The organism is Streptomyces neyagawaensis, from assembly GCF_023516595.1.
GTDB classification, from domain to species: domain Bacteria; phylum Actinomycetota; class Actinomycetes; order Streptomycetales; family Streptomycetaceae; genus Streptomyces; species Streptomyces neyagawaensis.
Window position 1 is genome coordinate 171,027 of sequence record NZ_JAMGBG010000039.1, and the last position, 13,430, is coordinate 184,456.

11 protein-coding genes are annotated in these 13,430 nt (G+C 71.5%); 7 read left to right on the top strand and 4 right to left on the bottom strand.

Going from position 1 to position 13,430, the window contains the following annotated elements:
- Positions 1–143: 143 nt before the first annotated feature.
- Complete coding sequence (locus tag M8J73_RS18705; RefSeq protein WP_055542691.1) at positions 144–986, top strand: RNA polymerase sigma factor SigF; 843 nt, start codon at positions 144–146, stop codon at positions 984–986.
- A 64-nt stretch (positions 987–1,050) separates the two neighbouring features.
- Here the strand turns inward: M8J73_RS18705 and M8J73_RS18710 are convergent, their stop codons facing one another.
- Together M8J73_RS18710 and M8J73_RS18715 are read right to left on the bottom strand one after the other, a co-directional pair.
- Positions 1,051–3,024 carry an APC family permease gene (locus tag M8J73_RS18710; RefSeq protein WP_055542687.1) on the bottom strand — a complete coding sequence of 658 codons (1,974 nt, stop codon included), beginning with the start codon at positions 3,022–3,024 and terminating at the stop codon, positions 1,051–1,053.
- Between the two features lie 413 nt (positions 3,025–3,437).
- Entirely contained in the window at positions 3,438–3,815 is a 378-nt protein-coding gene (locus M8J73_RS18715) for an ATP-binding cassette domain-containing protein (protein ID WP_372503972.1), read from the bottom strand.
- A gap of 434 nt (positions 3,816–4,249) precedes the next feature.
- Here M8J73_RS18715 and M8J73_RS18720 point away from each other — a divergent pair, with 434 nt between their 5' ends.
- The 3 genes from M8J73_RS18720 (at position 4,250) to M8J73_RS18730 (ending at position 6,122) form a co-directional block, all read left to right on the top strand.
- Complete coding sequence (locus M8J73_RS18720) at positions 4,250–4,624, top strand: hypothetical protein (protein WP_055537719.1); 375 nt, start codon at positions 4,250–4,252, stop codon at positions 4,622–4,624.
- A 235-nt stretch (positions 4,625–4,859) separates the two neighbouring features.
- Positions 4,860–5,231: an ArsR/SmtB family transcription factor gene (locus M8J73_RS18725; protein ID WP_055537720.1), complete on the top strand. Its 372-nt coding sequence runs from the start codon at positions 4,860–4,862 to the stop codon at positions 5,229–5,231.
- A gap of 168 nt (positions 5,232–5,399) precedes the next feature.
- On the top strand, positions 5,400–6,122 hold the full coding sequence (locus M8J73_RS18730) for a hotdog fold domain-containing protein (RefSeq protein ID WP_055537723.1): 723 nt from the start codon (positions 5,400–5,402) through the stop codon (positions 6,120–6,122).
- A gap of 19 nt (positions 6,123–6,141) precedes the next feature.
- Here M8J73_RS18730 and M8J73_RS18735 read toward each other — a convergent pair whose 3' ends face one another.
- Positions 6,142–6,828 (bottom strand): hypothetical protein, encoded by a 687-nt coding sequence (locus M8J73_RS18735; RefSeq protein WP_240501102.1) that lies wholly within the window; start codon positions 6,826–6,828, stop codon positions 6,142–6,144.
- Between the two features lie 375 nt (positions 6,829–7,203).
- On the opposite strand from M8J73_RS18735, the gene M8J73_RS18740 reads away from it, so the two are divergent.
- Positions 7,204–8,022 carry a hypothetical protein gene (locus M8J73_RS18740; RefSeq protein ID WP_055537722.1) on the top strand — a complete coding sequence of 273 codons (819 nt, stop codon included), beginning with the start codon at positions 7,204–7,206 and terminating at the stop codon, positions 8,020–8,022.
- Between the two features lie 323 nt (positions 8,023–8,345).
- Complete coding sequence (locus M8J73_RS18745; protein ID WP_055537724.1) at positions 8,346–9,269, top strand: hypothetical protein; 924 nt, start codon at positions 8,346–8,348, stop codon at positions 9,267–9,269.
- Here the strand turns inward: M8J73_RS18745 and M8J73_RS18750 are convergent.
- Entirely contained in the window at positions 9,253–11,709 is a 2,457-nt protein-coding gene (locus tag M8J73_RS18750; RefSeq protein WP_055537725.1) for a SpoIIE family protein phosphatase, read from the bottom strand. The two genes, M8J73_RS18745 and M8J73_RS18750, sit on opposite strands and share 17 nt — an antisense overlap.
- A 534-nt stretch (positions 11,710–12,243) precedes the next feature.
- Here M8J73_RS18750 and M8J73_RS18755 point away from each other — a divergent pair.
- On the top strand, positions 12,244–13,430 hold a 1,187-nt coding region (locus M8J73_RS18755), incomplete at its 3' end, for an FtsX-like permease family protein (protein ID WP_308408350.1).

The following is a 13,430-nucleotide window of genomic DNA, read 5'->3' on the forward strand; positions in this document are numbered from 1 at the left end:
TCCACCGTCCCGCGGGTTCCCCGTCCGCACCGGACCGAGAAAAAAATTCTGAGGTCGGAGGAATGCGCGTCGGAGGCCGGGGTATGCGCGTGCTTGCCGGACCAAGGGCCGGCGAGGACAAGGCGATCGACTGGGAGGGGCGGATGATGGCGACGGCCGTACAGACCACTGGACGGACGGCGGACGTTCCGGAGATCGCGGACCCTTCCAAGGTCGCGCCGAAGGACGCACGAGAGCTGTCGAAGCTCTTCTTCGATCAGCTGGCGGTACTGGAGGAGGGCACCCCCGAGTACCAGTACGCCAGGAACACACTGATCGAGATGAACATGTCCCTCGTCCGCTACGCGGCCGGGCGTTTCCGCAGCCGCGGGCCTGAGGAGATGGAGGACATCGTCCAGGTCGGCATGATCGGACTGATCAAGGCGATCGACCGGTTCGAGCTGTCCCGCGAGGTCGAGTTCACCTCCTTCGCCGTCCCCTACATCGTCGGCGAGATCAAGCGGTTCTTCCGCGACACCTCCTGGGCCGTCCATGTGCCCCGCAGGCTCCAGGAGGCCCGTGCGCAGCTCGCCCGCGCCAACGAGGAACTGCAGAGCCGTCTCGGCCGGACCCCGACGACGCAGGAGCTCTCCGAGCTGATGAGCCTGCCGGAGGACGAGGTCGTGGAGGCCCAGCTGGCCTCCAACGGCTACAAGTCGGCCTCCCTGGACGCGGCGATCACCGGCAGCGAGGACGGCGAGTCCGCGCTGGCCGACTTCATCGGGGACGAGGACGCCTCGTTCGGTCTCATCGAGGACTTCCACGCCCTCGCCCCGATGATCGCCGAACTCGACGAACGCCATCGCAAGATCATCCACTGGCGATTCGTGGAGGAACTCACCCAGGCCGAGATCGGCGAGCGTCTCGGCATCTCCCAGATGCAGGTCTCCCGACTCATCTCCCGCCTCCTGGCCCGCCTGCGCGAAGGAATGCTCACCGGCGCCTGACGCCTGAGCCCGACACCCGGGGGCGGTCGCGCCGACGCGGCCGCCCCTTCCGCGTGGACCGGCGTCAGCCCACGTGGACGCGGGGGCGCCGGGCCCGGTCCGGTTCCGCCTCGCGGAGGACCTCACGTGTGACCGGGGCGACCTCGCCATGGCCGAAGAGGAAGAACCGGAGGAAGTTGGCGAAGGGAGTGCCCTCCGTCCACTCGAAGTAGATGTGGGGGATGCCCCCGGTCATGTCACGGACGTGCAGGAGCAGCGCCGCCAGGGCGTTCGGGACCGAGGAGGACTCCAGCGTCAGCACCCGGTAACGGTCGTGCAGCACCTCGCCCCGGACGGTGAGGCCCGCCTCGAACTCGGAGGGGTCCGTCACCGTGACCTCCACGAAGACGACGTCCTCGGACAGGGGGACGTCGTTGTCGTGACGGATCTGCTCGATCTTCTCCCGGTACTCGGTGCTGTCCCGGCTGTCCGGCTCGTTGGCGACGAAGCGGATCCTGCGGTGGGCGATGTCCCGTACGAAGCGCTCCGCCACGTCGTCCAGCTCCACGCTGGTCACGCGCAGTTCGAAGGCGCGGGCCAGCCGGGACAGCAGGGAGACGAGGACGATGCCCGCGATGAAGCAGGCGCCGATCTTCACACCGTCGGGGCGTTCGACGACGTTCAGGACGGTGGTGTAGAGGAAGACGACGGAGATGATCGCGAAGGCGATCGTCCAGTTGCGCTGACCGGCCTTGCGGGCCGCGATGGTCACCGCGATCGCCGCGGAGGAGATGAGGACCAGGACACCGGTCGCGTACGCGCCGCCCTGCGCGTCCACGTCCGCGTCGAAGATCCAGGTGACCAGGAAGCCGACCAGGGTGAAGACGATCACCATGGGGCGGACGGCGCGGGCCCAGTGCGGGGCCATGCCGTACCGGGGGAGGTAGCGCGGCATCAGGTTGAGCAGGCCCGCCATGGCGGAGGCGCCCGCGAACCAGAGGATGGCGATGGTGGAGACGTCGTAGACCGTGCCGAAGGTGTTGCCCAGATAGTCGTGCGCGAGATAGGCCAGCGCGCGCCCGTTGGCGCTGCCGCCCGGCTCGAACTCCTTCTCCGGGATGAGGAGGGTGGTGATGAAGCTCGTGCAGATCAGGAAGACGCTCATGATCACGGCAGCGGCCGTCAGCAGCCGCTTGGTCTCCCGGATCCGTCCCTTCGGGTTCGCCTCCGTGTCGCCCGGGTCACCCTGCACATGCGGCATGACCGCGACGCCGGTCTCGAAGCCGGAGAGGCCGAGCGCGAGCTTCGGGAAGACGATCAGCGCCACACCGATCATGACGAAGACGTTGCCGTGTTCGGCGGTGAGGGCGGTCGACCAGTCCGTGACGACATGGCCCGCGGTCACGACGTGCCACAGGCCGGTCACCACGACCACGGCGTTCAGCGCCAGATAGATCCCCACCAGTGCCACCGCGACACCGATGGCCTCCAGGAAGCCCTTGAGGAACACCGCGCCGAGCAGGGCGATGAGCACGAGCGTGATCAGGACCTGCTTGTCGTGCAGCGCGTCGGCCAGGTGGGGGTTCTCGACCAGGTGCGTCGAGGCGTCCGCCGCCGACAGCGTGATCGTGATGAGGAAGTCGGTCGCCGCGAACCCCAGCAGGGTCAGGACGAACAGCTTGCCCTTCCAGAAGGTCAGCAGCCGTTCCAGCATGGCGATGGAGCCCTCGCCGTGGGGGCTCTCTTCGGCCACCCGCCGGTACACGGGGAGCGCCCCGGCCAGGGTGACGATCACCAGCACGACGGTCGCCACGGGGGAGAGCAGTCCCGCTGCCAGCGCCGCGATGCCGGGCTGGTAGCCGAGCGTGGAGAAGTAGTCGACGCCGGTCAGGCACATCACCCGCCACCAGGGCTGACCCCGGTGCGCGGACCCGGATCCGGGCCCCGGCTCAGGCTCGCGGCCCGGCGCGGTGCGGTCGCCGCCCTTGCCCATGTCGGACAGGCCCTCCAGCATCCACGCGCGCAGGCGGGTGGAACGGGTGGCCTCCGTGGCAGCCATGCAGGAACTCCAGACGTGCGGTGATACGAACAGTTCCGGCCATCGGAAGACCGCCGCATCAGCGTAAGCAGGGAGTGATGCCGAGGCCATGGCGAATGGGGCCCGGCGGCGTCAAGACCGCGTTAAGGAGTGCGCCGGACGAGTGGACCGGGCGCCGCGGGAGGGGGAGGAGGGGCGAGGGACGGGTGCCCGCGAGGGGGACGCCGCGCCGTGCCTCTGCCGGTCGCCGACGACGGTGACCGGGAGTCGGCCAGGAGTCGACCGGCAGCCGACCGGGGCGGGGCGGGGCACCGGTCCCGCGAGGGGGACGCCCCGCCGTGCCTTGCCGGTCGCCGGCGGTGACCGCGCGTCGGCCGCCGGGGCGGATCACCAGGCGCCCGACCTAGCGGCTCCCCGGCGGCCTCCCGGCGGCTTCAGCGTGAGGTCCGTGCGCCGTCGACGCCCCCCGGGGGCGTGCCCGGCCGGAGCATCTGGCTCGCGGCCAGCTCGCGGTAGAGGGGACTGCCGGCCAGCAGCTCCTCGTGGCGTCCGCCGTCGGCCGTGTGGCCTTCGTGCAGGAGGACGATGTGGTCGGCGTGCTGCACGGTGGACAGCCGGTGCGCGATGACCAGCAGGGCGCACTCCTGGGCGACGTCCTTCATCACGGAGGTGAGCGCCGATTCGTTGATCGCGTCCAGATGGGACGTGGGCTCGTCCAGCAGGAGCAGCGCGGGGCGGGCGAGCAACGTGCGGGCGATGGCGACGCGCTGGTGTTCACCCGCAGCATCCGGTGGTAGTACGCCTCGGAGCACCAGGCCACGTGGTCGCCCCCGATGCCGGTCGGATGCAGCCGGCTGCCGTGTGCGCACAGGAGGCGGTCCGGTGCCCACCTTCGGCCGTCCGTTCCTCGTCAGACGTATCGTGACCTGCGTCGACACGGAGACCCGTCATTCGGTCCCGGCCGACCCGACGGCCGGCGCCCTGCGGCGCCGCAGGGCGCAGCCACGTCGCAGGCACGTGCGCCGTTTCCCGTGAGAAATCCCCGGGACCCGGGATCGACAAGGTCACCGGACTTCCGCGCACGACGGTCAAAAGCGCTGCGGCATCCGGCAATTCACGGCTTATGTGTTCAGTACCGAACGACAACCGAACATCAGCGCTGTCCGGCGCGGGCACTTCGTAGGGTCCTTACATCGGCGGAGAGGGCGATGCCCCGTCCGCACCGTGACGTGGAGGAGATTTCGGGATGAGCAATGTGGAGATCTCGCTGAAGGAGATCATGACGTCGATCGAAGGCGCTTTAGGGACCGCGCTGGTCGACTACACGAGCGGGATGGCGCTGGGCACGCTCGGGGGTGGGAAGGACCTCGACCTGACCGTCGCGGCGGCGGGCAACACGGATGTGATCCGCGCCAAGACCCGCACCATGGAGCACCTGGGGCTCACGGGCGAGATCGAGGACGTGCTGATCACGCTCGGCAGCCAGTACCACATCATCCAGCCGCTCAAGGGTCGCAGCGGCAACGGCCTGTTCCTCTACCTCGTGCTCGACAAGGGCAAGTCGAACCTCGCCATGGCCCGCCACCAACTCAAGCGCGTCGGACTGGATCTCCACGTATAGCAATGCCGTGATGCGCGCCCTCGCATGCCCATGACTTGAAGACTTCTTCAACTGGGAATATCCAGATGAGGTCAAAGCCATGGGTGTGCGGGGCCGGATCAGCGAGGATTGGCGCAGCACACGGCGCCGGCCCCCGTCGAACCGTCCGTGGTGGCATCTGGGCCGGCGTCGAGAGAAAGCCCAGAGAAGGCGCCAGAGAAAGCCCGTCGAACACGGCAGGGAGCGAGCGATTCTCATGCAGGTCCCCCTCTACCAGGCCAAGGCCGAGTTCTTCCGCATGCTCGGACACCCGGTGCGCATCCGGGTTCTGGAACTGCTGCAGAGCGGCCCACTCGCCGTGCGCGACCTGCTCAGTGAGATCGAGATCGAACCGTCCAGCCTTTCCCAACAACTGGGTGTCCTGCGCCGTTCGGGGATCGTCGTCTCCATCCGGGAGGGCTCCACGGTCAGCTACGCGCTCGCCGGCGGCGACGTGGCCGACCTGCTGCGCGCCGCTCGCCGCATCCTGACCGAATTACTCGCCGGCCAGAGCGAGTTGCTCGCGGAACTCCAGCAGGCGGAGTTCCAGCCGGCCCTCACACCGGGCGGAGCCGACCGGCGCGCGTGACCCGCGGCGAGCCCCGACGCGTAATCCGACGCGAGCCTCGACGCGTGACCCGACGCGAGCCCTGACCGGCCCGACAGGCGCCGACCGGTACGACAGGCCCCGACCGGGCGACACCGCGTCCAGCCGGTCGGTCAGGCGCGGTCCCCGGGATGTGGTGAAGTGGGGATCATGACGACGCGTGACACGATCGTGGTGCCGGAGCTGTACGTCGGCTACCCCGGAGTGGCCTTCGGGGGCTATGTCGCCGGCACCCTGGCGGAGCGGTCCGGGGCGAAGTCGGTACGGGTGGACTTCCGTGGGCCGGTGCCGGTCGAGGTGCCCGTACGGATCGCCGAAACGGCTGACGGGGGCGTCGAGTTGGGCGAGGCCGAACGGCCCCTCGCCGCCGCCCACCCCGCCGAACTGCCGCTCGATGTGCCGGCCGCGCCCTCCTGGGACGAGGCGGCCGCCGCAGCGGAGAGGTTCCGCGCGACACCACCCCCGGGGGTCGTCGACTGCTTCGGCTGCGGCCTGCGTACCGCCGACCGCGGCCTGCGCGTCTACTGCGGACCGGTGCCGGGCCAGGACGTCGTGGCCACCGCCTGGACCCCGTCGCCGGTCTTCGCCGACCCGGACGGCCTGCTCCCGACCCGCCTGGTCTGGGGCGCCCTGGACTGCCCGGGACACTGGGCGGGCCGCTTCCTCGGCACCCTGCGCGCCGGCGCGGTCACCGCCTCCCTCACCGGCACGGTCCTCCGGCCGGTCGCCGCGGGCGAGCCGCACCTGCTGTACGCCTGGCTGCTCTCGGAGTCCGGCCGCAAGCACACGATGGGCGTCGCGCTCACCACACCCGAGGGCGAGCTGTGCGCCACCTCCGAGTCGCTGTGGATCGACCCCCGACCTGCCTCCTGAACCGCGACTCCTCCTGGCGCTACGGCGTGTAGGGGGCGTCGCTGTGGTGCAGTTCCACCATGGAGGCGCCGCTGACCTCGTACACCGCGGTGCGGGTGAGGGTGACGACGGCCGCCGGATCGTCGTCGCCGCGCGTCCGGTAGACGACGGTCACCTGGCGCGGCGGCCCGGCGGACGGGAAGTCGATGGAGACCACCGGGGTGCGGTCGCCCAGTTCGGCGGCGGCCGCGGGGACGGGGGTGCCGCCGTCGTTGCGCCAGGTGACCAGCGTGTAGAACTTGCCCGTTCCACCGGTGGAGATCTTCAGCGCGCCCACGGCGTCGGCCGCGCTGTCCCCGGTGAGGTCACCGATGGCGCACTGGGGTTGCAGCTCGATCACCACACCGTCCGGACCCTCCCAGCGGCCCGCGCTGAGGGAGGCCCCCGCGATGCCGTACCCCTCCAGGCCTCCGCCGTCCAGGGACGCGTTCTGCAACTGCGCGCATGTCAGGGCCTTGGCGCCACCGGCTGCCGTACCACTCGGCTTCGAGGACGGGGTCTTGGTGGGGGTCCCGGGTGTCTTCTTGCTGCCGGGCGTCTTCGTCGCCGTGGGGGTCGCGGACTTCGACCCCTTGCCCGGCTTCCCGCTCCCGCCCGCCTCGCCCGGAGCCAGGTCCTTGGGCCCGCAGGCCACCACCAGCCCCGCGATCAGCCCCGCGGCGGCCATCTGGGACACCCGTCTCGCACAACCCCTGGATCGGTTCACTCGTCACTCTCCGTCGCGCCATGGCCCGGCCCTTCCGTCGGGCACGGTCGGAGACGCGGACGGGTGGTACACGGTTGCACCGAGTTGTCCCTGTTCTGTAACGCGCTCCGCAACGCCCGACCGGGGTGCGTATCGCCGTGGCTGTCACGAATGTCATGACCGTGTACCGGAGCGGGCTCGAGTGGTGCCGGGTGACGCGGGCGCTCCCTACCCTCTGCCCACTGACGACGAGTCACGGGGGAGGCGTTCATGCGTGTGAGAGCGACAGCCAGAGCCAGAGCCAGAGCCAGAGCCGCAGCCGCAGCCGGAACCAGAGCCGCGGCCCAGGCCAGGGCCATGGCCAAGGACGAGGTCGCGGCGGTGCCCGCCCGGCGGGCGACGCTCGCGGCGCTGTGCGGCGCCCTGTTGATGGTGTGCGCGATGGTGCCGTCGGCCCGGGCCGACGGCCATGCCCCGACACCGCCCGAGATCCTCGGTGTTTCCGTCAACGGCGGTCGGCCCCTCGTGCTCGGCCCCGGTCAGTCGGTGACCTTCCAGGCCACGGTCACCGCGAGGGCCGACGTCGGCATCCACCGCCACGGCGTCGAGATCAACCTGTTCGGTCCGGGCGGGCAGACGCTGGACGGCCTCTCGGAGCCCGCGCCTGGTTGCTCGCCCACCGGCGCGACCACCGCGGTGTGCACCGAGTGGTTCCGTATCGACACCGGCAGCGCGCAGGTGACCAACGACTGGGCGGGCAGCTGGCGCGTGTGGGCCCTGGTGGCGAGCAACACCATCGACGAGGATCCCGACAGCAGCATCACCACGCGGAGTTTTCCCGACGCGCTCAAGGTGCAGCGCAGGTCCAAGCTGACCTTCGTCGCCTCTCCCAACCCCGTGGCCGCGGGGCGCGACGTCGGGATGCTCGGCCGGCTCACCGTGGCCGACTGGGAGACGGACGCCTACACGGGCCGTTCCGGTCAGTCCGTCGCCCTCGAGTTCTGCGCCAGCCCCTGCCGGGCGGTCGAGTCCGTACGGTCGCTGACCACCGGCGCCTCCGGGATCACCGGCACGTCCGAACCGGTCACGCGGGACGGTTCGTGGTGGCTGAGGTACCGGGGCACCGACCTGTTCTCCGCCACGTTCTCGCCAGGCGTCGTCGTCGATGTCCTGTAGGCCATGGCCTGCGCCCGCTGCGCGGCCAGGATGCCGCCGAGGACGCCGATGACAAGTACCCGTGAGGACGGCCATCGGGTGGTCGGCGCATGCCATGGAGGCCAGCGAGCTGAAGCGGCCCGCCAGGGTGACGGGGCAGCGACCCGAGCGCCTGCTCGACGCCCTCGTCACCGCCGGGTGCCGGAAGATCCTCCGTTCGGGACCGCACCCTCGAAGGCCATGAGTGCGCCCGCAGCCGTGGCAGGACAATCAGTACGCCGAGGTTGTACACCTGAGTACGAGAACTCATGTTCCCCTGGTCGTCCGCTGGCAGGCTGCGGGGCATGACGAGTGGCAGAGGGACGTTGACGGTCCTGCACCTCCTTCTGGTCTGGGCGACGATGGCGGCCGCGGTGCCGACGCTCGGCGTCGGGATGCTGATGGCGGGGTGGGGCGGGGGCATGGGCGCGGCCGCGACGGCCCTCGTGCTCGGGGTGCCGCTGACGGTGTTGCTGCTGGCCACGGCGGGCCTGCCCGCGCGGACCGTCGTGCCGCTGTGCGACTCCGCGCGGCGACGCCTCGGCTGGGCCGTCCTGGTGTTCGTGCTCGGCACGCTCGGCGTCCTGGCGGGGGTGGCCGCCTACGGTGGGGACGTCGACCTGGGGAGCGCCGGCACCCGGATCGCGCTGACGGGGGTGCCGTACGCCGTGGCCGCCGCGTTCCTCGTGCCGGACCGGTGGGTGCGGCTGGGGGCGGTGGCCGTGCTGGTGCTCGGTGTGGTCTACGGCGGCTTCGTCGGTCCCGCCCAGGCGGAGCGGCGTCGGCACGCCGCCGAGGTCGCGCGGTACCGGGAGCATCGGGAGCTGCTGTACCTGGGCGACGCCCCCGCCGGGATGCGGCTGGCCCGCGCCGTGGTCGAGCCCGCCGCCCTTGGTGTCGAGTACCGCCCCGCCGCCCCGGACGTCAGTGGGTACGTGGGGCTGACGGTCCGCTCGCCGCTCACTCCGTCGGCGACCTGCGCCCAGCTCGTCACCGACGGAGTGACCTGCACCATGGACGCGCGCGGCGACATGCGCGTGATCCGCGAACTCCCCGGCGGGGGCCGCGACATCAGCCTCTTCCGCCGGCACCACGGCGCGGAGGTCGAGGTCTCCAGCCAGTTCCTCGACGAGCCCGGCCTGCGCCGTCTCCTGGACACCCTGCACCCGCTGTCGGACAAGGAACTGGAAAGGATGATGCGCGAGAAGACGATCACCCAGGGCTACTGAGCGGAAGGGCCTGCGCGCACCAGATCGTCTTGCCGTCGCTGCTGTGCCGGGTGCCCCAGCCCTGGGTGAGCTGGGCGACGAGCAGCAGACCCCGGCCGCCCTCGTCGAAGGCGCGCGCCCGGCGCAGATGGGGGGCGGTGTTGCTGCCGTCGGACACCTCGCAGATCAGGGAGGTGTCACGGATCAGCCGCAGCCGGATCGGTGGCTCGCCGTACCTGATGGCGTTGGTGACCAGTTCGCTGACGACCAGTTCGGTGATGAACGCCGCCTCGGCCAGACCCCACGCCTCCACCTGGTCGACGGCCGCCTGCCGGGCCTGCTGCACCTGCGCGAAGTCGGCCTCGACGTCCCAGTCGGCGACATGGTGGGGGTCCAGCGCGTGCGTGCGGGCGAGCAGCAGGGCCGCGTCGTCGGTACGGCGATCGGGCAGGAGCATGGCGTCCATCACCGTGTCGCAGAGGGTCTCCAGTGACGTCGCGGAAGGCCGCAGGACCCGCAGCAGTTCGGCGATCCGCTGGTCGACGTCGCGTTCGCGGCTCTCCACCAGGCCGTCGGTGTACAGGGCGAGCAGACTGCCCTCGGGGAGCTCCACCTCGGTCGCCTCGAAGGGCAGCCCGCCGATGCCGAGCGGCGGCCCCGGCTGCGCCGGTACGGGCATGCTGGTGCCGTCCGGGAAGACGACCAGCGGCAGTGGATGGCCGGCGCTCGCCACCGTGAAACGGCGCGAGACCGGGTCGTAGACGGCGTACAGGCAGGTGGCCCCTGACTCGCCGGTCGGCTGGAAGTGCCCGCCGGGATGGTGGTCGCTGGCGAGGTGCAGGACCAGATCGTCCAGATGGGTGAGCAGCTCGTCCGGCGGCAGGTCCACGTCGGCGAGGGTGCGTACCGCCGTGCGCAGCCGGCCCATGCTGGCCGACGCGTGCAGGCCGTGCCCGACGACATCGCCGACGACCAGGGCGACACGGGCGCCGGACAGCGGAATGACGTCGAACCAGTCACCGCCCACCTCCGACCCTGTCCCGGCGGGCAGATAGCGGGAGGCTACCTCGACCGCCTCCTGGCTCGGCAGCCGCTGCGGCAGCAGACTGCGCTGCAGGGTCAGCGCGGTCGTGCGCTCGCGTGAGTAGCGGCGGGCGTTGTCGATGGCGACGGCCGCCTTCGCGGTCAGCTCCTCGGCGAGGATCAGATCGTCGGCGGTGAACGCCTCGGGCCGGTCCCGGCGGGAGAACACGACGACGCCGAGCAGCGCGCCGCGCGCCCGTAGCGGCACGGTGATCCGGCCGGTCAGTCCGTCCTCGGCGAGCGACTCGTCGATCACCGGGTTGCCCGGCGGCCAGTGGGCCGGGTCGGCGGCGAGCCCCGGCCCGAACGCCCATTCGCCGCCCTGCCCGGACTCCGCGGTCAGCTCTACCGTGGACCTGCCGGTGGCCATGCAGCGGGCGGCGACGGAACCGGCGGCGTGGCTGACCGGCTTGGGCCGCTCGGGGAGGGAGGAGCCGTCGTCCCTCGCGCTGTGCCGGGCGGCGCGGCTGAGCGTGAGGGCCTCGCGGGGGTTGAACGTGGGTGGCGAGGGCGGCTCCTCCCCGCGCAGCACCTCGTCGAAGAGGTCCACGGTGACAAGGTCGACGAACCCCGGCACGGGGGTCCTGGCCAGCTCCTCGGCGGTGCCGATCACGTCGAGTGTCCGGCCGATGCCGCCGCTGGCCTCGTTGAGGATGAGAAGACGCTGCCGGGCCCAGTACTCGGCGCTCATGTCGAATCCCCAGTTGGCGACCGCGCGGACCTTGCCGTCGGCGTCCCGGACGGGCCAGATGCTGGTGGCCCAGGCATTCGCGTAGTCACTGCCGCGCGGGTGGAAGACGGTGATGAGACGCGTGGCCTTGCCCGTACTCGCCACTTCGGCGAGCGCGTCGGTGTAGGGCTTGTCGTCCCGTTCGGGGAACAGAGAACGGTCGAACTCGGGAAACAGCTCGCGGTACTTCTTGCCGAGCACCTGCTCCTCGGTGTGCGCGATCACCCGGCCGGAGGAGGCGTTGATCCACAGGAACCGCAGCTCGGGGTCGTAGACGCCCAGCGCGAAGGGGCACTGCTCGAAGGCCCGGTCGGCGATCACCGGGCGGCGCCCCCAGCGTTGCACGGTCAGGACGTGGCCCAGTGCCCGGTTGTCGGTGCCGCGCAGAGGGTGGGCCGTCAGCACGGCGTCCACCGTGGAACCGTCCCGGTGGCGGAGGGGGACGAACCCCGTGGGGTCGGGGCCGACGCCATAGTCCTCCGGGAAGCCGGGCGGTACGGGATCGGCCAGCAGCTCGGCGACGGGGCGCCCGACGGTGTCCGCCGCCGTCCAGCCCAGCAGCAGTGTGGCTCCCTCGCTCCAGCCGCTCACCACGCCGTCCGCGTCGACCACCACGGCGGCAGTGGGGGCGTCCTGCTTGCCGGCCATCTCCACGCGTCACGCCTCCGTCCGGACAGCCGCGCCCGCCAGGGCCGGTTGTGCCGGCCCTTGTCTCCACACTAGATCCGCTCACGCTCCCCGGCGCTTCGACAGGATCCGTCGCGGACCGCGAGGGGTGGCTTCCGGGGCACCGACGAGCACGAGGCGCATGGCGGGCAGCGCCGCGGTGCGAGGCGGGCCAGGGCCTGCACACTGGTCACCCGTACGGCGTACGTGGATACCGCATCGTGGCGGAGAACTGCGGCGACCGGCGCCCACGCCCCCGGTCTCGACGCCGCGCAGGTCGCCGGAGAACGCCCTCCCGCGCGGTCCGAGAGGAGACCGGAGAAGTCAGGGCGTGCCAAGCACCCTCTGAGAGAGGCGAGTTGGAGAAGAGGAGGGATCGCAACCGATCACCTGGCGACCAAAGTCGGTCGTAGAATGCCTTCTTGTCACCCGCATGCCACCGACGCCGCGAAGCGGTCCGGTCCGTGCGGTTGGAAACGGGGGGATTTGGTGGGGGAACGAGCCGTGCCGGCAGGCATGTTGCGGTTCATCGCGCTGCGGGCCTGGGTGCATCGCGCGCTTCTCGGCGCCGTACTGCTGACCGTGTTGTTGACGACGGCCGTCCTGGCCGCGCTCACCGCCTACGCGAGTGCCATCGGCGACGCGGCGCTGCGCCGGTCACTCGCCGAGGAGCGCACCGCCGCCGAGGCCGCCCTGGTGATCAAGGCCAACGTGTCGGCCGACCAGAGGCAGGCGGCCGACGACGCCGTGCGGGCCGACTCCCGCACCATCTTCGCCGGACTGCCCGTCAAGGTGCGCACCCTGCTGCGATCCGGCCCCTACGCTTTGCCGCCCACCCTGCGGCCGGCCTCCGAACGGGGCGGCAACCCGGACCTCACCCACTTCGCGGCCCTGGACCGCACCCAGGTGCGGGCCGTCGCCGGACGGCTCCCCCGGGAGGGAGCGACCTCGGGGCCCCTGGAGGTCGCCCTCCCGCAGAGCGCCGCCCGACAGCTTCGGGTCGAGCCCGGCGACCGGCTGACCGTCACCGACCAGCTGGACGGCCCGGCCGTGCGTGTACTCGTCACCGGCGTGTACCGGCCGGTCGACGCCGGGGCACCGTACTGGCAGCTGGACGACTTGGGCGGCCGGGGCGTGAAGGCGTCGAGCTTCACGACCTACGGCCCCCTCCTCACCGCCACCGGCGTGCCGACGTCCGGCAGGGTGAGCGTCGGCGCGTCGGGCTGGCTGGTGGCGGCCGACTACTCCTCGCTGACCACGGAGAGGATCGGCGCGCTGCGCGAGGGCGTCCGCTCGGGGAGCGCGGAGCTGCGCAAGCGGCCCGCGCTCAGCGGCGCCACCACGGCGGCGACCGCCCTGCCCGAGGTACTGGACCGCGTCGAACGCTCCCTGCTCGTCACCCGCTCCAGCATGCTCATCGTCGCCGCCCAGCTCGGACTGCTCGCGGCCTGCGCCCTGCTGCTCGTCGCGGGACTGCTCAGCTCCGAACGCATGGCCGAGACCCGGTTGCTGCGAGCACGCGGCGCCACCCGGGCCCGCCTGGCGGGCCTCGCCGCGTTGGAGGCCGTGCTGATCTCCGTACCGGCGGTGGTGACGGCGCCGCTGCTGTCGGGACCGCTGACGCGGCTGCTGGCCGCGCAGGGCGCGCTCGGCAGGACCGGCGTGCGCGTCGACCTGCCGGCCGCCGGCCGGCCCGAGGTGTG

Excerpts from the sequence above, each read along its gene's own strand:
- M8J73_RS18705 (WP_055542691.1), top strand. The coding sequence starts at position 144 with ATGATGGCGACGGCCGTACAGACCACTGGACGGACGGCGGACGTTCCG.
- M8J73_RS18710 (WP_055542687.1), bottom strand. The coding sequence starts at position 3,024 with ATGGCTGCCACGGAGGCCACCCGTTCCACCCGCCTGCGCGCGTGGATG.
- M8J73_RS18720 (WP_055537719.1), top strand. The coding sequence starts at position 4,250 with ATGAGCAATGTGGAGATCTCGCTGAAGGAGATCATGACGTCGATCGAA.
- M8J73_RS18725 (WP_055537720.1), top strand. The coding sequence starts at position 4,860 with ATGCAGGTCCCCCTCTACCAGGCCAAGGCCGAGTTCTTCCGCATGCTC.
- M8J73_RS18730 (WP_055537723.1), top strand. The coding sequence starts at position 5,400 with ATGACGACGCGTGACACGATCGTGGTGCCGGAGCTGTACGTCGGCTAC.
- M8J73_RS18735 (WP_240501102.1), bottom strand. The coding sequence starts at position 6,828 with ATGGCCGCCGCGGGGCTGATCGCGGGGCTGGTGGTGGCCTGCGGGCCC.
- M8J73_RS18740 (WP_055537722.1), top strand. The coding sequence starts at position 7,204 with ATGGCCAAGGACGAGGTCGCGGCGGTGCCCGCCCGGCGGGCGACGCTC.
- M8J73_RS18745 (WP_055537724.1), top strand. The coding sequence starts at position 8,346 with ATGACGAGTGGCAGAGGGACGTTGACGGTCCTGCACCTCCTTCTGGTC.
- M8J73_RS18750 (WP_055537725.1), bottom strand. The coding sequence starts at position 11,709 with ATGGCCGGCAAGCAGGACGCCCCCACTGCCGCCGTGGTGGTCGACGCG.